Here is a 20,929-nt window from a genome sequence, read left to right on the forward strand (position 1 = left end):
TGGACGTCGGCGAGTTGTAGCTGACGCCGTTGACCGTCTTCTGGCCGCTGCCCTCGGCGAGCAGGTAGAAGGCGTGCGAGGAGACGCCGGAACCGGCGTGCACCTCGGTGGTCGGGGCGTTGGACGACCAGTAGTCGACCGTGCCCTCCAGCTTGTCGAGCGACGGGTGGTCCAGGCGGCGCAGGAAGCCCTGCGACAGCCCGAGCTGCTCGCCCATCAGGTAGTTGCCGGTGGTGGGCCTGGCCGAGAACTCGGAGGCGCTGCCGAAGATGTCGGCCAGCGACTCGTTGAGCGAGCCGGGCTCACCGATCTGGTTGCCGGACGAGTCCACGTCCGTCTCCAGGCCCGCGGTCGCCGACACGACACCGTGGGTGAGCTCGTGGCCGGTGACGTCGAGGACGACCAGCGGCTTGGTGAAGGTCTGGCCGTCACCGTCGCCGTAGATCATGCACTTGCAGTCGTCGAGCCACTCGGCGTTGGCCCAGCCGCGGCCGACGTGCACCACGCCGTGCGTGCCGGCGCCGTCGCCCTCGATGCCGTTGCGCTGGAAGGTGTTCTTGTAGAAGTCGAAGGTGGACGTGAGACCGTACTGCGCGTCCACCGCCGCGCTCGCGTTGTCGCTGGTGGTGCCGTTGCCCCACACGTCGTCCGTGTCGGTGAGCGCCTTCGCGGTGGAGAAGGTGTTGGCCGACTCGCTGAAGACGTGCTTGGCGTCGCGGACCTCGCTGTTGCCGCGGGTGGTGTCGATCAGCTTGTACGACGACGCGGCGGTCTGCGTGGTGTGCAGGCTGATGGTGCCGGAGAAGATCGACTTGCCCGTGCCGACGGCCGGGGCCGGGAACGAGGCGGAGGGCTTGGCCGTCCCGCGCCGGGCGGCCGAGGTGCCGGTGACGGTGCCGCGCGGGGTGGCGTGCTCGCCGCGGGCCCGCAGCTTGGCCAGCACCTGCGGGGTCAGGAAGCCGTCCCCGACCGGGGCGCTGCGCAGCACGGCCCCGGTGGTGGCGTCCACGGTGACCGTACGGGCGGCGTCGATGTCACCGCCGGGCGCGGCGACACCGACCTGGTAGGCCAGCGTCGGCTTGCCGTCGAGCACCGCCACGGTCAGCGCGCCGGTGGTGGCGGTGCCGCCGTGGACGAGACGGGCCGCCTTGGCCTTGGCCTGCGCGGCGGTGAGCTTCGCCGTGGTGGTCTTCACCGACACCGCGCTGTGGGCGGCCCTGGTGACGTCCAGGTACGTGGAGTCCGAGCGCAGGTGGACGATCAGGTCGCCGCCCGTGACCGGGATGCCGCGGTAGGTCTGGTGGAAGCGGACGTGCTGGGTGCCGCTGGCGTCGATCATGACGTCGGTGGCCACGAGCTGGTTGTCCCGGCCGATTCCGGTCTGCGCGGAGTGGGCGAGGGCCGCCGCGCGGGCGGCCGCCACCACGGCGGACGGGGAGGGCGCCGACGTACGGGCGGCGGTCTGCTGCCGGCCGTCCGAGCTCTGGCTGGACGACAGCGTGGCGGCTCCAGCGGTGGTGGCCGCGGCCGACAGTGCGACGGCGACCACGATCGTGGATATGCCGGATATGCGCATGGAATTGTGTCCTTCTGCATGGGGGGATGCAATGCCAATCGCCCTTGCGGCAGGTGCTGTTGCGCCTGCTGGGGCGATTGATGCGGAAACCCTGTCAGCGAGCTGTGAACACGTCAACACTGGAAAAATCGCAGTACCGCACTTCCCGACCGCTCGTCAGGAAGGTTTCCTCACCCGGGTGCCTGGTGGCCCGCTAAACCCGCAGGTGGGAGCGGTCGTCGCGACTTGGTCCAGACATGGCGGAGATGAACGCTTATGTGCCGCCAGGTGAACGTCCGTCAGAAACATTCACATTGCGTGGCAGCCCCGAGGGCGCCGTCTCGCGGGAATAGCAGGGGGGCCTTTCGGGTTTCCGGGCTTTTCTCGGAATTCTTGGGTCCAAAAGGCGGAGTTCCACGCCGACTTGTGCGAGAAGCCGCAAAGGTCGCCGATACCGCCCAATCCGCCCATGGCCGCCGCTCACGTCCTTCGTCGGCAGGCAACGTGACATTGTATGGTTCGGCGACAATCTCTCGGGAGGAACGGTCATGGGCCATCTGTCGGCGCGCAGCGTCATCCCGGCACCGGCGCATCTGCGCGACCAGGTGGCCAACGCCCTGCGTGCCGCCCTGATCGCCGGCGAGCTGCGGCCCGGTGTGGTGTACTCCGCGCCCACGCTGGCCGCGGAACTCGGCGTCTCCGCCACCCCCGTACGCGAGGCGATGCTCGACCTGGCGAAGGAGGGCCTGGTCGAGGCCGTCCGCAACAAGGGCTTCCGCATCACCGAGATCACCGAGCGCGACCTCGACCAGTACACCGAGATCCGGGCGCTCATCGAGGTGCCCACGGTCGGCCGGGTCACCGCCCTCGCCCCCACCGAGGCTCTCGAGGCGCTGCGCCCCGTCGCCCTGGAGATCGTCGAGGCGGCCCGCCGCCACGACCTCATCGAGTACCTCGACGCCGACCGCCGCTTCCACCTCGGCCTGCTCGCCCTGGCGGGCAACGACCACCTCGTCGAGGTCGTCGGCGACCTGCGCAAGCGCTCGCGGCTCTACGGTCTCAACCGCCTCGACGCGACCGGCCGCCTCGTCGACTCCGCCGCCGAGCACATCGAACTCCTCGACCTGATGCTCGCCGGTGACGCCCCGGCCGCGGAGTCCTGCATGACCCGCCACCTGGGCCACATCCGCTCCCTCTGGGCCACCGGCCAGGACCCCACCACCCCCGCACCCGCACGCACCCCCCTCCGCCTCGACGGGCACTAGCCCGCGGCCCTCCAGGGGCTCAGAGGATGTCGGACGTCCGCAGGCCCTGGCGGCGCAGATCCTCCTCGAGGCTCTGGAACCGCTCGTCCCGCAGCCCGCGCAGCGCGTCGAGCGACTCCTCGCAGCCCAGCTCGGCGAGCGCCCGCGACAGCCGCTCGTCGCCGTCGACGAGGTCGGCGGAGGCACCGGAGTTGTTGAAGACCATGACCTTCGCGGCGAAGCGGCGGGTGAGCTCCAGGCTGGCCTGGTAGGCGCGGTACGGGCGGGTGGTGTGCGAGAACTGCAGGCTCTCGGGGAACTCGACCCCGTCCAGGTAGTACGTCAGGAACATCCCGCCGTCGAACATCTCGCAGCGGAAGAACGGCAGGTCCCGGTGGAAGTAGACGGTCACCGGGAGGGCGTCCCTGATGTCGTGCAGCGCCACGAGCGACACGAACACGTCCCGGCGGATCTCCCGCGCACTCTGCCGCACGCTGTCGTTGGTGACCGGACGGTGCTTCTCCTTGAGTTCCAGATGCGCGTAGCAGCGCAGCCGGTCCTCGTCGCGCGGGTCGATCAGGCAGAAGCGGATCTGGTCGAGCCGCTGGAACTCCCGCTTCTCCGTGGACTTGGCCAGCCGGAAGGTGGCGACCCGCGCACTGCTGCCCTTGACGTCGTACCGCGTCGACCCGGAGAGCATCGAGTAGAAGGCCACCCGGAAACTCGGCTTGAGGCTGTCCGAGGAGGCGAAGACGGCCTGCGGGAGCGCGGCCTCGAAGCGGCGCTGGAACTCGGCGTTCGCCGCCTGGATGGCGTATCCGGCGATCTGCCGGGACTGGGCCCGCTGGTGGACCGGGTCGAGGAAGAGTGAGACCAGCACATAGAGCAGCACCGAGGCGATCACCGACTCGCCCACCGCCGCCAGCGCGGTGCCGGTGGTGCTGGAGAGTGTGAAGGCCGCCCCGGCGAGGATGAGGGCAAGCCCGGACACGGCGGCGACGGTCATGGTCACAAAGGCCCAGAGCCTGGCGTAGCGCACGAACACCCGGTCCTGCTCACCGAGTTCAGCGGTCATACCTCTCCCCCCGGCGAGGACCAGCGAACGTCGCGACTGATGCCATGTTAGCCCGTACGGCCCCGGTCCCACCCTGCGTCGACGGGCGGTTGTTACCGTGGGCGCCGTGCCGATTCCCCGTCCAGGACAGCCGTGGAGCACCCGGGCGGAGCAGGCTGTTCCGGCAGGGCGCCGCAAGAACCGGGATACCCTTCAGGCACCGCCACGAGAGGGAGTGACGAGATGGGCGACGGGGAGTTCTCCCGTTTCCTCGCCGATGTCCGAAGCGACTTCGGCTCCGCTCTTCGGGCCGGGAGTTCTCCCACCGCGCGTGCGGCGCTCGGGGTGCTCACCCCGCTCCGCCGGAAGGACACGACGCCGCTGCTGCTCGACGCGCTCATCGACGAGGCGGAGCGCGAGCCCGACCGCTGTGAGCGCAACGCGCGGCTGTCGTACGGGCACGCCCTCGGGTTCGAGAAGATCGTCCTGATGGACGGCGCGCCGCACTACATGCTGCGCGCGCATGTGTGGCGTCCGTCGGACGGGGGCGCCGACAGCGGGCCGCCCGAACATGTGCACAACCACCGCTTCGCCTTCGCGTCCTCGGTCATGAGGGGCGAACTCGCGATGACGGTCTTCGGGCTCGACCCGTCGGGAACGGCCATGTCGCGGTTCCGGGAGGAGCTGAGCCCCGGGGACGAGGGGTGGGTGCTGTCCGGGGCCGGTGAGGACCGCCTCGGGGTCACCTCGGAACTCCATCTGACCGCCGGGGTGGACTACTTCCTCTCGCCCGACGCCCTGCACCACATCCTTCCCGCGCCGCATCTGGAGACGGTCACCTTCTGCCTGGAGACCGCGTCGGTGCGGCAGCGTACCGACGTCTACGCGCCGCTCGGCGCGCCGGTGCCCGCGCGTCTGCCGAAGCGGCCGTTGTCGCCCGCCGCCTACAAGGAGGCGCTGCGGGCCCTGCGCGGGCTCGTCGTCGCGGGGTAGCGCCGGTAGCGCCACCCGGGCAGCTCTTGGGGGTGCGATGAGGAAGATTTTGCGTTCGCGCGGGGGGTGGGTGCGCCGCCTCTGACCTGGGCGGCGTCCCTTTTGCGGGTGGCCGTGCCCGGCTCGTCACGACAAGTTCACCGCACCGGACTTCCTCGGCGTTCTACGCGCGTGGTGTCATGCCCACGCCCACCGTGCACCAGCACCCTTCGTAGGCGTCAACCTCACCTGGAGTCACGCATGCTGTGGAAGGTTCTCAGCCGAGCCGCGGTCGCCGTCACCGCGAGTGCGGCCGTCCTCGTCACCGCCGTCCCCGCGAACGCCGCCACGTACACGGCGTTCGCGTTCTCGCAGAGCGGCGGCGAGCCCGCCATCTACGACTTCATCAACTCGGCCACCACGTCGCTCGACATGACGATGTACGAGCTGGAGGACACCACGGCCGTCAACGACCTGATAGCCCTGAAGAACAAGGGCGTCACCGTACGGGTCGTGCTCGACCGGCAGCACAAGAGCGCCAACAACTCCGCGTACACCGCGCTCACCGGGGCCGGTGTCGGGGTGGTCTGGTCGTCGTCGGCCTTCGTCTACACCCACCAGAAGACCATCACCGTGGACGCCACCAGGTCGCTCATCCTCACCGGCAACCTCACCTCGCAGTACTACGCGACCAGCCGCGACTACGGCGTCTTCGACGACGACAGCCGTGACGTGGCCTCCATAGAGAAGGTCTTCGCCGCGGACTACGCCGCCACCTCGATCACCCCGACCGACGGCGACCACCTGCTCTGGTCGCCCACCGACTCCCGCAACCGCCTGCTGACCGTGGTCAACGGCGCCACCGCGACCCTCGACGTCGAGGAGCTGGAGCTGAGCGACAGCGCGGTGGTCAACGCGATTGTGGCGCGCGCGAAGGCGGGCGTGGCCGTGCGGGTCGTCCTGGAGACGCCGTCCAGCTACGCCAGTGAGGTGTCCGCGATCAAGGCCGCGGGCGGCCATGTCGTCGGGTACTCCGACCCCAACGGCTTCTACATCCACGCCAAGGCGATGGTCGCCGACTACGGCCTCACCACCCAGAAGGTGGAGGCCGGTTCGATGAACATCAGCAGCAACTCCCTCAGCAACAACCGTGAACTGGGCCTCATCCTCACCGGCACCGGCGTGGCCCAGTCCGTCGCCGCCACCATCGAGACCACCTTCAACGGCGACTACGCGGGCGGCACTCCCGCCTGACCCCGGGGATCGGGGCCGGGGCGGCGGCAAGGGGCGCCGCCCCGGTGTCGCTAGTCGCTGAAGTCCTGCGTCATCCAGGCGACTCCCGCGCTGTCGCGGTAGATCGCGATGCCGATGTGGTGGAAGCGGGAGCTGAGGATGTTCTGGCGGTGGCCGTCGTTGGGCGGCTTCTCGTCGAGCATGCTCTGGGTGAGGCCGAGGGCCATCTCGGCGATGGCGGAATCGGTGGCGGCGACCGGGCCGCCCTTGCCGATGTTCTCGCCGAGCCAGCCGGTGCCGACGCCCTTGATGCGGTCTCCGAGGCCGGGTTCGCCGGGGCAGAGGTGCTCGAAGCAGTCACCGCCGACCATGACGCGGTTGTGCTGGGTCGCGCTGGCGACCAGTACGGAGCTGGAGGTGTACGGCGGCAGGCCCGCCGTCGCGCGGGCCTGGTTGATCAGCGCCAGGACGCGGTCGACCGGAATCCGCGAGGGCGTCCCGGCGGAGAGCTGGCGGGGGGAGGGCGTGCGCGAGGGTGCCGGTGCGGCCGGGGCCGGTGTCTTCGCCGGCGGGGTCGGCGTCCTGCGCGCCGCCGCCGCGGCCTTGGCGGCCGCGTTCGCGGCGGCGCTCTTCGTGGCACCCGCGGTGGGCGGGGCGGTGGCCGACGGTCCGGGTGCGGTCGCCAGCGGCGCCGACGAGTCCTGGAGGGCCTGGGTGTCGGTGGCGCCGTGACCGTGGGAGTCCCGCCCGCCGCCACCGCCGGATATCCCGGATATCCCCGCGACCCCGACCGCACCCGCCGCGACAACGGCGAGGGCGGCCGCCGCCGTGGCGTAGCGGGCGGTGCGCGGCCTGCGCCGGTGGTGGTTGCGGCGGGCGCGGTGCCCGTCCTGCGAGGAGTGGCGTGCCATGGGTGACTCCGGAGCGCGAGAGGGACACCGCCCGCGGTCGGCGGGCGGCGGTCCCGGAGGACATGTCACCCATGGAGAGGCCGGCTCGCGCAGCACCCCTCGCCCCGTTATCCATCCGTGACCTACGGCTGGCCCCGCCGTCACGTGCCGACGGGGCGAACGACCGGCGGGGCCACGGCGCTTCGGCCACGGTGATCACTTGTCGAGGGCAGTACGGTGTGACATATTACTGGCTACGGGACCGCCCGCCGAGGACCCTGGGAAACAGACCGGAGGTGTCCGCGTATGACCGCCGATTCAGCCGAAACCGCAGGCCAGGCCCACAAAGCCGCTACGGCCCGTACGGCTGACCTGGTCGACGTGGCTGTCGTCGGAGCGGGAATCGTGGGCGGTGCCGTCGCCCGCGCACTGGCCGTTGCCGGACTTTCGGTGACGGTCGTGGACGGCGGCGCCGCCGCGGGAGGCACGTCCTCCGGCGGTGAGGGGAATCTCCTGGTCTCCGACAAGGGACCGGGCCCCGAACTGCTGCTCGCGCAGTACGCCGCCGGGCTCTGGCCCGGCCTCGTCGCCGAACTGGCCGACGAGTTGGGCCCCGCCTTCCCCTCGCCGGAGTACGAGGCGAAGGGCGGCCTGGTGGTCGCCACCACCACCGCCGGGGCCGCCGCGCTGCGCGCCTTCGCCGCGGAGCAGCGCGCGGCGGGCGTCGACGCCCGGGAGGTGACGCCCGCTCAGGCCCTGCGGCTGGAGCCCGACCTCACCCCGGCACTCACCGCGGCCGTCCACTACCCGCAGGACGCGCAGGTTCAGCCGGTGGTCGCCACCGAGGCACTGCTGGCCTCCGCCCGGCGGCACGGCGCCGTCGTCCGCACCGGCACCCGCGTCACCGGACCGCTCACCGCGGGCGGCCGTCTCACCGGCGTACGCACCACCGCGGGCGACATCCCCGCGCGCCATGTCGTACTCGCCGCGGGCCCCTGGTCGGGCCAGGTCGCCGGCACCCTCGGCGTGCGGCTGCCGGTACTGCCCCGGCGCGGCATGGTCCTGGTCACCGCCCGGATGCCGCACCGCATCTTCCACAAGGTCTACGACGCGGACTACGTCGGCGCCGTCGGGTCCGGCGACGCCGACCTGCAGACGTCCAGCGTCGTCGAGAGCACCCCGGCCGGTACGGTCCTGATCGGCTCGTCGCGTGAGCGGATCGGCTTCGACGAGCGGCTGCGCGTCGACGTCCTGCGCGAACTGGCCGCGAAGGCGCTGGTGTTGTTCCCGTTCCTCGCCGGGGTGTCGGCGATACGCGCCTACGGTGGCTTCCGGCCGTATCTGCCGGACCATCTCCCGCTGATCGGCCCCGACCCGCGGCTGCCGGGACTGTGGCACACCACCGGGCACGAGGGCGCGGGCATCGGCCTGTCCGTGGCGACCGCGGAACTCCTGCGCGACCTGATGCTCGGCGCGCCGCCCCGGCTCGACCCGGCCCCCTTCGGCCTGGACCGCCCCACCCTCGCCCCCCATCTGACCGCGGCGGCATGACGATGACCTCCTTCCCCGTACCCCCCGAACGCGACCCGGCCCGCCCGCAGGCGGCACCCGCCGTACGCATCACCCTCGACGGCCGCCCCCTCACCGGCGTGGCCGGGCAGACCATCGCCGGAATCGCCCTCGCCAACGGCCACTTGGCCTGGCGCCGCACCTCCCGCACGGGCCGCCCACGCGGGCTCTTCTGCGGCATCGGCGTCTGCTTCGACTGCCTCGTCGTCGTCAACGGCCTCCGCGACGTCCGCGCCTGCCGCCGCCGCGCCCAGGACGGCGACGAGGTCACCGTCCAGTACGACCCACTGCCGGTCGCCGCGCAGCCGAAGGGCGCTTCGGACGCGCCCGGCGGCCGGGACGCGGAGGGTGCGGTGGACGCGCATGACGGCTCGGACGCGGATGCCGCGTCGGGTGTACGCCACGGCTCGGACGCCGAACGCGCGGCGGACGTGCGTGGCGGCTCGGACGCGAGCGACGGCTCCGACGACCGCCCGGACGGGCCCGGTTCGGGAGGGCGGCGCGATGGGTGAGGTACTCGTCATCGGTGCCGGGCCCGCGGGGCTGGCCGCGGCGGTGTGCGCCCGGGGGAAGGGCGCGGACGTGGTGCTGCTCGACGCGGACGACGGGCTCGGCGGCCAGTACTGGCGGCACCTGCCCGCGTCCCGCCCGAGCCGCCGGGAGGCGGCCCTGCACCACGGCTGGCAGCGCTTCCTCGACCTGCGGGGACGGCTGGCCGACGACCCCGGGTGCCGGATTCTGACCGGGGCCCAGGTCTGGGCGCTGGAGCAGAGGGACGGCCGTGCGCCCACCGTGCACGTACTGGCCGGGGAGGCCGACGGGGCGCGCAGGACGCCCCTGACCTTCACACCCGACGCCCTGGTGCTCGCCACCGGCGCGCACGACAGGACGCTGCCCTTCCCCGGCTGGGACCTGCCGGGGGTGTTCACCGCGGGCGCGGCGCAGGCCATGGCGAAGGGGGAGCGTGTCGCCGTCGGGCGCCGGGTCGTGGTGGCGGGCGCCGGACCGTTCCTGCTGCCGGTGGCACGCTCGCTCGCGCAGACCGGGGCGCGGGTGGCCGCCGTCGTGGAGGCGAGCGGTCCCGCGCGGCTGGCCGCCGGCTGGCTGCCGCGGCCGTGGCAACTCCTGGGCGCCGCGGGGAAGATCGCGGAACTGGGCGGCTACGCCCGCTCCCACCTGCGGCACCGCATCCCGTACCGGACCGGCGCCGCCGTGGTCGCCGCGCACGGCGACGACCGGGTGACGGCCGTGACCGTCGCCGACCTCGACCCGTCCTGGGCCCCCGTCCCCGGCACCGAGCGCCGTGTCGTGGCCGACGCGGTGTGCGTCAGCCACGGCTTCGTCCCGCGCCTGGAACTGGCCGTCGCCGCGGGCTGCCGGATCACCGCGCACCGCACGGTCGCGGTGGACGACGCGCAGCGCACCAGCGTGCCCGGTGTCTTCGCGGCCGGGGAGATCACCGGCATCGGCGGGGTCGATCTGGCCCTGGCGGAGGGTGCGTTGGCCGGGCACTGCGCCGCGGGCGGGACGCCGGGCGACCCGGTGGTCCGCGCGGCCGCCGGACGCCGCCGCGTGTTCACCGGCTTCGCCGCCCGTATCGAGGCCGCGCACGGTATCCGCCCGGGCTGGACGGCCTGGCTCGACGACACCACCACGGTGTGCCGCTGCGAGGAGGTCACCGCGGGCACGCTCCGCGACGTCGCCGCCGCCACCCGGTCCCAGGGCCTGCGGTCGCTGAAGCTGAGCACCCGCGCCGCGCTCGGCATCTGCCAGGGCCGGGTGTGCGGCCGCACCGTCGAGGAACTGCTCGCCGGACACGCGCCCGGCGGCGCGCTCCTCGGCGCCACGACCACCGACCGCCGCCCCCTCGCGGCCCCGGTCCGCCTGGCCGAACTGGCGTCACCGCCGACGGCCGGCCCCCCGGACCCCGATCACCCCGCCTCCGCCCCGTCTCCGCCTCATCCGAAGGGAACCCCGTGACCACGCACAGCACCGACCTCCGAGGCGTGATCGTCGCCACCGCACTGCCGTACCGGGAGGACCCGTCGGCCCCCGCGGGGCTCGCCGTGGACTACGACCGGTACGCCGAGCACTGCGACTGGCTGATCGCCAACGGCTGCCGGGGCGTCGGCCCCAACGGCTCGCTGGGGGAGTACTCCTCGCTCACCGACGACGAGCGCCGCAAGGTGGTCCAGGTCGCGGTCGAGGCCGTGGGCGACCGCGGGGTCGTCGTCGCCGGTGTGCACGGCCCCGGCTGGCACCAGGCCAGGCACTGGGCCGAACTCGCCGCGGAGGACGGCGCGCACGGCGTGCTGGCGCTGCCGCCGACGATGTACCGGGCCAGCGCCCCGCAGATCGTCGAGCACTACGAGCGGATCGCCGAGGTCGGCCTGCCGGTCATGGCGTACAACAACCCGATCGACACCAAGGTCGACCTCGTCCCGCGGCTGGTCGCCGAACTCGCCGCCATCGACAACGTGGTGGCCGTCAAGGAGTTCAGCGGCGATGTGCGCCGCGCCTTCGAGATCGCCGAGCTGTGCGACATCGACGTCATCGCCGGAGCCGACGACGTCCTGCTCGAACTCATGCTGGACGGCGCCGTCGGCTGGTTCGCCGGGTTCCCCAACGCGTTCCCCGCGGAGTCCGTGGAGATCTACGACCTGATGACCGAGGGCCGCTTCGCCGAGGCCCGCGACCTCTACCAGCGGCTGGTGGCGCTCTTCCGCTGGGACTCGCGCACCGAGTTCGTGCAGGCCATCAAGCTCTGCATGGACGAGGCGGGGCGGTACGGCGGCCCCTGCCGTCCGCCGCGCGGCCCGCTCAGCGCCGGGCACCAGCAGGCGGTGCGCGCCGACATGCGGCGCGCGGTGGACGCGCTCGCCGCCCGCGCGGGCAAGGAGGGCTGAGCGGCCATGCGCTCCCAGCGGATGTTCACCGCGGTCGACTCCCACACCGAGGGCATGCCCACCCGCGTCGTCACCGGCGGGGTGGGCGTCGTACCGGGCGCCACCATGAACGACCGGCGGCTGTACTTCATCGAACACCTCGATCACATAAGGCAGTTGCTGGTCAACGAACCGCGCGGGCACGCCGCCATGAGCGGCGCGATCCTGCAGCCGCCGACCCGGCAGGACGCCGACTGGGGCGTGCTGTACGTCGAGGTCTCCGGTTGTCTGCCGATGTGCGGCCACGGCACGATCGGCGTGGCCACGGTGCTGGTGGAGACCGGCATGGTGGAGGTCGTGGAGCCGGTCACCACGATCCGTCTCGACACCCCCGCCGGGCTGGTCATCGCGCGGGTGGCGGTCAGCGACGGGCACGCCGACGCGGTGACGCTGGAGAACGTGCCGTCGTACTGCGTACGCCTCGACGAGCGGATCGAGGTCCCGGAGCTGGGCAGCGTCCCGTACTCGCTGGCCTTCGGCGGCAACTTCTACGCGATGGTCCACCTCGACGACGTCGGTCTGCCCTTCGACCGCGCGCACCAGCAGGAGATCCTGCACGCGGGCCTGGCCATCATGCGGGCGGTCAACGAGCAGGCGCCGCCGCGGCATCCGGAGATCGACGGCGTCGACCACTGCCACCACGTGGAGTTCCTCGCGCCGGGCTCCGACGCCAAGCACTCGCGGCACGCCATGGCCATCCACCCCGGCTGGTTCGACCGCTCCCCGTGCGGCACCGGCACCTCGGCCCGGATGGCGGAGCTGTGGGCGCGCGGCGAACTCCCGCTGCACCAGGACTTCCTGAACGAGTCCTTCATCGGCAGCCGCTTCACCGGCCGCCTCGTCGCCGAGACCACCGTGGCCGGCATCCCGGCCGTCGTCCCGACCATCACCGGCCGGGCGTGGGTGACCGGCATCGGCCAGTACCTGCTGGATCCGGCCGACCCGTTCCCGACCGGCTTCACCTTCTGAGTCTCCGCCGGTCAACCCGCTCCACCTCACCACTACGAACAGGTTCGCACACGCCTTGGTGGCGTGACACGGCCTCTCCCGCAACGGAGAGGCCGTAAGCGTTTGCGCGCCAAAAATGGAGCAAGTGGGGCATTACCTCCAGAGGAACGGATCCGGTCCAAAATGTTGACGCTGCCATACGGCCTGGCGTACAACTACCCCTGCTCTGGAGAAGGCGTTCCTTCTTGATGAGTTTTGTTGGAAATGCTCGTCCCCCCACCCCTCGTAGGAGTAGACGTGCACCCCCCACCCCCATGGCGCCGACGTGTCGGCGCGCTGCTCGCCGCCGCCGCTCTCGGCGCTCTCGGCCTGCTGGCCTCCCCCTCCGCGGCCCACGCCGCCACCGCCTCGTTCACGCCCGGCCAGGTGTGGAAGGACACCTCGGGCAACGCGCTGCAACTGCACGGCCTCGGCATCGTCGAGTCCGGCTCCGCCTGGTACGGCTTCGGCGAGGACAAGGCCGGCGAGAACTCCGGCGACACCTCGTTCCAGGACATCGCCTGCTACCGCACCACCGATCTGGCCCACTGGACCTACCAGGGCCAGGCGTTGAGCCGGCAGAGCAGCGGCGACCTGGGCCCGCACCGGATCGTGGAGCGCCCGAAGGTCCTCTACAACGCCGTGACGCGGACCTATGTGATGTACACGCACATCGACAACTCGTCCTACAGCGAGCGCAAGGTCGGCGTGGCCACCAGCAGCACCCCCTGCGGCCCCTACACCTACCGCGGCAGTTTCCAGCCGCTGGGCCACATGAGCCTGGACATGAGCCTGTTCCAGGACACCGACGGCACCGGCTACCTGCTGACCGAGGACCGCGCCAACGGCCTGCGGATCGACAAGCTGTCCGCCGACTACCTCGGCGTCGCCAGCGCGGTGAACCTGCTGCCGGGCGCCAACGGGTCGGGCGACGACTACGAGGCCCCCGCCATGGTCCATGTGGGCAGCCGCTACTACCTGCTCGGTTCCCATCTGAGCGGCTGGGCCACCAACGACAACGTCTACTCCAGTACGACCTCGCTCTCGCTGGACCCGGCCCAGTGGGCGCCGTTCCGCCCGTTCGCGCCCGCGGGCACCCGGACGTACGACAGCCAGAGCGCGAACATCATCCCCGTGCAGGGCGGTTTCGGCACCACGTACATCTACGCCGGTGACCGCTGGAACACCTCCGACCTCGGGAACTCCCCGCCGGTCTGGCTGCCGATGACGATCAGCGGCACCACCGTCGCCGTCGGCTGGCAGAACTCCTGGAGCCTGGACACCACCGCGGGCACCTGGTCGGGCGGCTCGCCCCACCCGGCGGCCGGCAGCGCGTATCTGACCAACGCCAACAGCGGCAAGGTGCTGGACGTCGCCGACGAGTCGACCGCCGACGGCGGCAAGGTCATCCAGTGGCAGAGCCACAACGGTGCCAACCAGCAGTGGGCGCTGAAGCAGGTCTCCGGCGGCGTCTGGACCCTCACCAACGCGCACAGCGGCAAGTGCCTCGACGTGTCCGGTGCCTCGACCGCCACCAACGCCACGCTGGACCAGTCGAGTTGCGTCGCGGGCGCCATCTCCCAGCAGTGGGCGCTCACCGCCACCGGCGACTACACGGCGGCCGGCGACACCGCGTACACCCTGGTCAACATGGGCAGCGGCTGGACCGCCGACGTATCGGGCGGGTCCACCGGCGACGGCGCCCCGGTGATCCAGTGGACCGCCACCGGCGGCGCCAACCAGACCTGGAACCTCACCCCGGCCTCCTGACCCCGGCCCCGTGACCGTCCCGAAAGGAACACCACCCGTGTACGCAGTCGGAGCACCTCCGCACCGAACACCCCGTGGGGCCACGGCCGATGGCCGCCGTACGGCGCTGATCGCCGTCCTCGCCCTGATCCTGGCCGCCGCGGCGGCCCTGTCCTTCCCGCCCGGCGCCCGGGCGGCCACCGCGACCACGGCGATCACCGTGGACGGCGCCAGCGGCGGCCGTACCTTCGACGGCGTCGGCGCCATCAGCGGTGGTGGTGGCAACTCCCGCCTGCTGTACGACTACCCGGCCGCCCAGCGGGACCAGATCCTCGACTACCTGTTCACGCCCGGCTACGGCGCCGACCTCCAGATGCTCAAGGTCGAGGTCGGCGGCGACACCAACTCCACCGACGGCGCCGAGGCGAGCATCGAGCACGCCAAGGGCACCGTCGACTGCAATTCCGGCTACGAGTGGTGGCTGATGGAGCAGGCCAAGGCCCGCAACCCCGCCATCGCGTTCTACGCACTGTCCTGGGGCGCCCCCGGCTGGATCGGCAGCACCGGGGGCAAGGGGAACTTCTACTCCCAGGACATGATCGACTACCTGGTCGCCTGGCTCGGCTGCGCCAAGCAGCACGGCCTGACCATCTCGTACATGGGCGGCTGGAACGAGAAGAACTACAACGCCACCTGGTACGAGAACCTCAAGTCCGCGATGCGGGCGGCCGGTTACACCTCCACCAAGCTGGTCGGCGGCGACACCCAGTCCGGCTGGCAGATCGCCACCGACATGAGGAACGACAGCAAGCTCGCGGCGGCCGTGGACGTCGCGGGCGCCCACTACCCGTGCGTCTACCGGTCGGCGATGACCCACTGCTCCTCCACCTCCGACGCCCAGAACCTGGGCAAGCCGATCTGGGCCAGCGAGAACGGCTCGGAGGACGCCGAGACCGGCGCCGCCCCCGTGGCCCGCGCGATCAACCGCGGCTATATCGACGCGAAGATGACCGCGTACGTCAACTGGCCCGTCGTGGCGTCGATCTACCAGAACCTGGAGTTCCAGGACGACGGCCTGATCACCGCCAACCAGCCCTGGTCCGGCGCCTACAGCGTCGGCCGCACCACCTGGGCGATCGCGCAGACCACGCAGTTCACCTCGCCGGGGTGGAAGTATCTCGATGCCGCGACCGGCTACCTCAACAACAGCGGTGGCGCGGACGGCAGTTACGTCAGCTACGCGGCGCCGGGGAAGAACGCCTGGAGCACCGTTTTCGAGACGATGGACGCCACCGCCGCCCAGACGGTGACGATGAAGGTCGCGGGCGGCCTGCCCGGCGGGACGCTGCACGTGTGGTCCACCGACCTGTCAGGCGTCGGCACCGCCACCCCCCACATGCAGCGCGAAGCCGATCTGGCCGCCTCCGGTGGCACGTACACCCTCACTCTGGCCCCCGGGCACGTGTACACGGTGACGACCACCACCGGCCAGGGCGCGGGCAGCACCACACCCCCGCAGCGCGCCCTGCTCGCACTGCCGTACTCCGACACGCTCGCCGGATACACCACCGGGCAGGAGGCCCGTTACCTGTCCTCGATGAACGGCGCCTTCCAGGCCGCCCCGTGCGGCGGCGGCCGTACCGGTCAGTGCCTGCGCCAGATGGCGACGGCGTCACCGATCCAGTGGACGGACGAGACGTCCAACCAGCCGTACACCCTCGTGGGCGACCGCGGCTGGTCCAACTACACCGTCAGCTCCGACGTGCTGCTGGAGAAGAGCGGCAGCGCGGCGGAGATCCTCGGCCGGGTCGGCACCCAGGCGCACAACAACAACGGCCTGAACGCCTACCACCTCCGGCTGACCGACACCGGCGCCTGGTCGCTGCTCAAGACCGACGGGGCGTGGAACTGGACGACCCTGGCCAGCGGCACGGTCACCGCCCCCGGCACCGGTACCTGGCACAACCTGTCGCTGTCCTTCCAGGACGACACGCTCACCGCCCGGATCGACGGCACGGTCGTCGGCACCACCCATGACAGCGGTTACGGCAGCGGCCTGGCCGGTCTCGGCACCGCGGGCTACTACCCGGTCGAGTACAGCCACCTGTCCGTCACCGCCGGCACGGTCCCCGACCTCTCCGGCACCTACAAGATCCGCAACGTCAACAGCGGCCAGTACCTCGACGCCTCCGGCGGGAAGGACGACAACGGCACCCCGATCATCCAGTGGACGTCCAACGGCGGTGCCAACCAGCAGTGGACGCTGGCGCGCAGCAGTGACGGCTACTACACGGTCAGCGGTGTCCCCACCCCGCACCGGAACCTGGACATCCCCAACATCACCACCTGGCCGGGCACCCAGCTCGACCTGTGGGACCCCAACTCCGGCACCAACCAGCAGTGGGAGATCGCCCCTTCCGCGGTCAACGGCAACTACACCTTCGAGTCCCGCTCCGACGGCTACATGCTCGAAGTGAGCGGTCAGTCCCGGCAGTCCGGCGCCGCCGTCGACCAGTGGCCCACCAACGGCGGGGCCAACCAGCAGTGGCAGCTGGAGAAGGTCGGCTGAGGCCCGCCGCCCGGCCCCTCACCGGCACCTGCCCTCCCGCCCGGGGAGCAGGTGCCGGTGCGGCGTCAGCGTGCAGTGCGCCCGCCCGAGAGGCACCGTCTTTCCGGGGACCGCCGCGTGGCACGCCGATCCGCACGACGGCGTCACGGTCCTGGCCGTGCCGGGCCACGCGGTGACCAGGGTGGTGGTCAGACCGGCGACCAGCAGCGCCGCCGCGGCCGGGAGGATCCAGCGGACGCGGCGCCGGCGTGCGGGCCGCGCGGTCCCGGGGCGCGGCTCCGGTGCGGGCACCGACCTGACCGTGGGCGTGGGAACCGGCGGCGGCGCGGCGACCGCCGTGGGACGGGCCGCGAGGACCTCGCGGATCGCGCGGCGCATCTGCGCCGCGGTCTGGTACCGCTCGGCGCGGTCCTTGGCGAGCGCGCGCAGCACCAGGGCGTCGTAGCCGCCGGGCAGCCCCGGCACCCTGGCCGACGGAGGGACGGGCTGATCCGCGAGGTGCCTCATGGCCACCGCCAGCGGCGTGTCGCCGGTGAACGGCGGCAGGCCGGTGAGCAGTTCGTACAGCAGGCAGCCGGTCGAGTACAGGTCGGTGCGGCAGTCCACCCGCTCGCCCCTGGCCTGCTCCGGCGACAGATACTCGGCCGTGCCCACGACCATCGACGTGGCGGTGAGGGTGGTGGCCGCCGGGTCCGTCGACCGGGCGATGCCGAAGTCCATCACCTTCACCGTGCCCTTGTGGGAGAGCATCGCGTTCGCCGGTTTCACGTCCCGGTGGACGATGCCGTGCCCGTGGGCGTGTTCGAGCGCCTCCAGGACGCCCTCGGTGAGCTCCAGCGCGTGGTCGGGTCCCGCGATCCCCCCGTCGCGCAGCAACTGGTGCAGGGTGACGCCCTCGACGTACTCCATCACGAGGTACGGCACGGACACGCCGTGGTCCGTCAGATCCTCGCCCGCGTCGTACACGGCGACGACGGACGGGTGGCCGAGCAGCGCGGCGGAGACCGCTTCCCGGCGGAAGCGGGCCCACTGCTCCGCGTCGGCCACCAGATCCGGACGGAGGATCTTCACCGCGACCGAGCGGAAGAGCAGCAGGTCGTACGCCAGCCACACCTCCGCCATCCCGCCGCGGCCCACCACCTGCTCCAGGCGGTAACGCCCGCCCAGACACCGTGCGCGATCCACTCCCGTGCCCCCTCGCTGTCGGCCTGCCGGGGCACCGTAGAGGGGTACTTTGTGGAATTCCTGTGATCGTGCGGGCGGTCACCCCAGGGTCGGCCGCCAGTGCTGTGCGGTGTCCGCGGCGTCGCTCTGCAGCACCAGGCGGGAGTTCGCGTCGACGCCGAGGAGCTTGCCGCTCGCCGCGCTGACGATCTTGACGTGGCCGCCGCCCGCGTCGTCCAGCCGCCACCGCTGGTTGGCACCGCCGTTGGGCTCCCACTGGATGACCGGGGTGCCGTCGGCCGTGCCGCCGCCCTGGACGTCGACGACCAGCGCGGTCCCGGCGCTCTGGATCGTGAAGTAGACGTTGTCGACCCGCTTGAGGACCCACCGCTCGTTGGAGGAGTGCTGGACCGGGTACTGGATGAGCTGGGTGCCGTGGGCCGTGCTGGAACCGGGGACGTCGATCACCTGGCCGCTCTTCCTGTTGGCCAGGTAGCAGGTGGTGGAGGTGCCCGACGGTGTGACGGTGACCGAACCGCCGGACGGGACCACGACCAGCTGGCTCCAGGAACCGGACCTGACGACGGTGGACGTGCCGCCGACGCTGTGCAGGGTGGCCGAGGTGACCGCGCCGGACTTCCAGGTGATGTCCACGGTGAAGCCGCCGCGGGCGCCGACGCCGGTGACCGAGCCGGTCGGCCACGCGGACGGGAGCGCGGGCAGCAGCTCGACCAGACCGGGCCGGGAGTAGAGCAGCATGTCGAGCATCGCGCTGGGCGTGCCGTAGTTGGCGTCGATCTGGAAGACGCCGGCGGAGTACATGTCGAAGAAGTTCTCCGCCGTCGACGACGTGCCGATCACGTTCAGCACCGCCTGGTACGCCTTGCCCGCGTCCTTCAGCCGCGACCAGCACAGCGACCGCCAGGCCACCGCCCAGCCGTAGCTGTTCAGCCCGCGCGCCGTGAGCAGCCCGCGGGCGCCGTCGACCAGGGCGGTGGGGCTGGTGTCGGTGTTGATCCGGTCGCCGGGGAACAGGCCGATCAGCGGCGACAGGTGACGGTGGGTCAGCCCGCCGTCGTCACCCCAGGTGGTGGGCGCCTGCATCCACTCCTCCAGGTAGGGGGTACTGGGGTCGGTGCTGACCTCGGGCAGGAAGAGCCTGTCCTGGAGGGACTTCACGGTCGCGGCGTACGCGGCGTCGGTGCCCAGGACGTCGCACGCCTTGCGGTAGTTCTCGAAGAGCTGCCAGACGAGTTCCTGGGCGTAGGTGATGCCCTGCTGCTGGTGGCTGCCGTGCTCCGGCGACCAGTCGACGTCGTCCACGAGGACGGTGACGCGCTGCCCCGCCTGGTTGGTGATCGTCTTCGCCACCAGCCGCGCCTCCCAGAACTGGCAGGCCCCCTTGAGCATGGCGTGGATCCGGTTCAGATAAGCCGGGTCCTGGGTGTACTGGTAGTGCTCGAAGAGCGAGTTGCACAGCCAGGCGTTGCCCGCCGGGTGCCACTCCCAGCCCAGACCGCCGTAGATGTTGGAGGAGATCGCGGTCGTCCAGCCCGCGATCTTGCCGGAGGAGTTGCGGTAGTCGGTGTTGCGGCTGTCGTTGAACGACTTCTGGGTCGCGGACGTCCACGACGCGAGCTGGCTCAGGCAGTAGTCGGCGAGCGGACCGAAGGCGGACGGCAGTCCCGCCCGGTCGGGCAGCCAGTAGTTCATCTGCAGGTTGATGTCGGTGTGGTAGTCGGCGTGCCACGGCGGCTGGTTGTCGGCCAGCCACAGGCCCTGGAGGTTGGTCGGCAGATGGCCGCGGGAGCCGGTGATCGCCAGATAGCGGCCGAACTGCAGGTAGCTGGCCTCCAGTTCGGGGTCGGCCTTCGCCGGGTCGGTGGACGTGGTGCGGGCCTGGAGACGGGTGGCGGTGTCCATCGCGCGCTGCGCGCCGGTGGACGCGCCGAGGTCGACGGTCAGCGCGCCGTACAGCGCCTGGTAGTCGGCCACATGGGTGCTGAGCAGGGTGTCGCCGGACAGCGCCGATGCCGTACCGGCCTTGTCGGCGGCCAGCGCCTTCGGGTCGACGGAGGCGTCGATGTACCCCTTCGCCGCGTCCGGGGTGTAGTTGGTGCCGCCGCTCAGCACGATGACGACCTCGGAGCAGTTGGTGAACGCCACCGAGGACCCGGAGGCCGTGACCGACCCTCCGGTGTGCGCCACGTCGATCACCGTGGCGTACTTCAGGCCGTTGGCGAAGGACGCGTTGAAGGACGCCGTCTGCCCGGAGGCCGCGGTCGGCTCGCCGTGCGTGCCCTGGAGCGCGACCGAGCCCGTGTAGCTGCCGCCGCCGCTCTGCCGCAGGCGGACCACGACCACGTCGTGCGGGTGGCTGGCGTACGCCTCGCGGGTGTAGGTCACGCCGCCCTGGCTGTACGACGCCGACACATAGCCGTTGCTCAGGTCGAGTTGGCGGCGGTAGCCCGACACCGAGGACAGCGCGTGCCCGGGGACGGACACGTAGAGCTTGGCCAGGAGCTGGGCGATGCCGAAACCGGACGGCTGGTCGTCGTACGGCCACTGGCCCGAGCCGTTGAGCGCGGTGTTGCCGTTGCCGGTCCACAGGCTGGCGTCGGCCAGGTAGAGGAAGTCCTTGCCGGGGTCGCCGCCGACCAGGGCGCCGATCCGGCCGTTGCCGATGGCCAGGCCCTGCGAGATGACGCTGCTCTCCGCCGCGGGGGCGGTGTACCAGAGCGTCGTCGGATTCGGGACGAGCGAGCCCTTCTTGGCCGCCGCCATGGCCGCGGCGGGGGTGGCCGCCGCGCTGCTCGCGGTGAAGGCCGGGATGCCGCCCGCGGCCAGCAGGGCGCCGAGCGAGGCACCGAGCCTCAGCACGTCCCGGCGCGAGCGCGAGCGCGTGCCGTCCGGGCCCGCGGCCCCCGCCTCGTCCGGGCTGGGAACAGAACTCATCGTCACGGCTCTCCCTCGGGTGCACTGCACAGACATCGGATGA

At 71.7% G+C, this 20,929-nt stretch carries 14 protein-coding genes and 1 pseudogene; 10 read left to right on the top strand and 5 right to left on the bottom strand.

Annotation, left to right across the window (positions count from 1 at the left end):
* Positions 1-1,576 (bottom strand): M4 family metallopeptidase (locus tag AB0M29_RS31805; protein WP_365388959.1); only part of this gene is annotated, 1,576 nt, incomplete at its 3' end.
* A gap of 527 nt (positions 1,577-2,103) precedes the next feature.
* On the opposite strand from AB0M29_RS31805, the gene AB0M29_RS31810 reads away from it, so the two are divergent.
* Positions 2,104-2,820, top strand: coding sequence for a GntR family transcriptional regulator (locus tag AB0M29_RS31810; protein ID WP_365388961.1), 717 nt, complete (start codon positions 2,104-2,106; stop codon positions 2,818-2,820).
* A gap of 19 nt (positions 2,821-2,839) precedes the next feature.
* Here AB0M29_RS31810 and AB0M29_RS31815 read toward each other — a convergent pair whose 3' ends face one another.
* Positions 2,840-3,874: a hypothetical protein gene (locus AB0M29_RS31815; RefSeq protein WP_365388962.1), complete on the bottom strand. Its 1,035-nt coding sequence runs from the start codon at positions 3,872-3,874 to the stop codon at positions 2,840-2,842.
* A 222-nt stretch (positions 3,875-4,096) separates the two neighbouring features.
* Here AB0M29_RS31815 and AB0M29_RS31820 point away from each other — a divergent pair, with 222 nt between their 5' ends.
* Together AB0M29_RS31820 and AB0M29_RS31825 are read left to right on the top strand one after the other, a co-directional pair.
* Positions 4,097-4,846, top strand: coding sequence for a hypothetical protein (locus tag AB0M29_RS31820; RefSeq protein WP_365388964.1), 750 nt, complete (start codon positions 4,097-4,099; stop codon positions 4,844-4,846).
* 240 nt (positions 4,847-5,086) lie between these two features.
* A complete protein-coding gene (locus AB0M29_RS31825; RefSeq protein ID WP_365388966.1) occupies positions 5,087-6,079 on the top strand; it encodes a phospholipase D-like domain-containing protein in 993 nt (330 codons plus the stop codon).
* Between the two features lie 50 nt (positions 6,080-6,129).
* Here the strand turns inward: AB0M29_RS31825 and AB0M29_RS31830 are convergent, their stop codons facing one another.
* The gene (locus AB0M29_RS31830) at positions 6,130-6,969 is read right to left on the bottom strand and encodes a CAP domain-containing protein (protein ID WP_365388967.1); all 840 of its coding nucleotides are present in this window, start codon (positions 6,967-6,969) and stop codon (positions 6,130-6,132) included.
* Positions 6,970-7,254: 285 nt separating this feature from the next.
* On the opposite strand from AB0M29_RS31830, the gene AB0M29_RS31835 reads away from it, so the two are divergent.
* The 7 genes from AB0M29_RS31835 to AB0M29_RS31865 all read left to right on the top strand — a co-directional run bounded on the left by AB0M29_RS31835 (position 7,255) and on the right by AB0M29_RS31865 (position 16,767).
* A complete protein-coding gene (locus tag AB0M29_RS31835) occupies positions 7,255-8,499 on the top strand; it encodes an FAD-binding oxidoreductase (RefSeq protein ID WP_365388969.1) in 1,245 nt (414 codons plus the stop codon).
* Positions 8,496-9,029, top strand: coding sequence for a (2Fe-2S)-binding protein (locus AB0M29_RS31840; RefSeq protein WP_365388971.1), 534 nt, complete (start codon positions 8,496-8,498; stop codon positions 9,027-9,029). Before AB0M29_RS31835 ends, AB0M29_RS31840 begins: the two co-directional genes overlap by 4 nt.
* On the top strand, positions 9,022-10,497 hold the full coding sequence (locus tag AB0M29_RS31845) for an FAD/NAD(P)-binding oxidoreductase (protein ID WP_365388973.1): 1,476 nt from the start codon (positions 9,022-9,024) through the stop codon (positions 10,495-10,497). The genes AB0M29_RS31840 and AB0M29_RS31845 overlap by 8 nt, the downstream gene beginning before the upstream one ends.
* On the top strand, positions 10,494-11,423 hold the full coding sequence (locus tag AB0M29_RS31850) for a dihydrodipicolinate synthase family protein (protein ID WP_365388975.1): 930 nt from the start codon (positions 10,494-10,496) through the stop codon (positions 11,421-11,423). Before AB0M29_RS31845 ends, AB0M29_RS31850 begins: the two co-directional genes overlap by 4 nt.
* Before the next feature lie 6 nt (positions 11,424-11,429).
* On the top strand, positions 11,430-12,431 hold the full coding sequence (locus AB0M29_RS31855; RefSeq protein WP_365388978.1) for a proline racemase family protein: 1,002 nt from the start codon (positions 11,430-11,432) through the stop codon (positions 12,429-12,431).
* 276 nt (positions 12,432-12,707) lie between these two features.
* Complete coding sequence (locus AB0M29_RS31860; protein ID WP_365388980.1) at positions 12,708-14,219, top strand: RICIN domain-containing protein; 1,512 nt, start codon at positions 12,708-12,710, stop codon at positions 14,217-14,219.
* A gap of 37 nt (positions 14,220-14,256) precedes the next feature.
* Positions 14,257-16,767 (top strand): RICIN domain-containing protein, encoded by a 2,511-nt coding sequence (locus AB0M29_RS31865; protein WP_365388983.1) that lies wholly within the window; start codon positions 14,257-14,259, stop codon positions 16,765-16,767.
* 372 nt (positions 16,768-17,139) lie between these two features.
* Here the strand turns inward: AB0M29_RS31865 and AB0M29_RS31870 are convergent.
* Together AB0M29_RS31870 and AB0M29_RS31875 are read right to left on the bottom strand one after the other, a co-directional pair.
* Positions 17,140-17,952 (bottom strand): annotated as a pseudogene (locus tag AB0M29_RS31870) (protein kinase); the annotation flags it as partial.
* Positions 17,953-18,030: 78 nt separating this feature from the next.
* Positions 18,031-20,886 (bottom strand): glycoside hydrolase N-terminal domain-containing protein, encoded by a 2,856-nt coding sequence (locus tag AB0M29_RS31875; RefSeq protein WP_365388984.1) that lies wholly within the window; start codon positions 20,884-20,886, stop codon positions 18,031-18,033.
* Positions 20,887-20,929: the final 43 nt, after the last annotated feature.

Origin of the sequence: Streptomyces sp. NPDC051976 (assembly GCF_040680795.1) — a bacterium.
Lineage (GTDB): Bacteria > Actinomycetota > Actinomycetes > Streptomycetales > Streptomycetaceae > Actinacidiphila.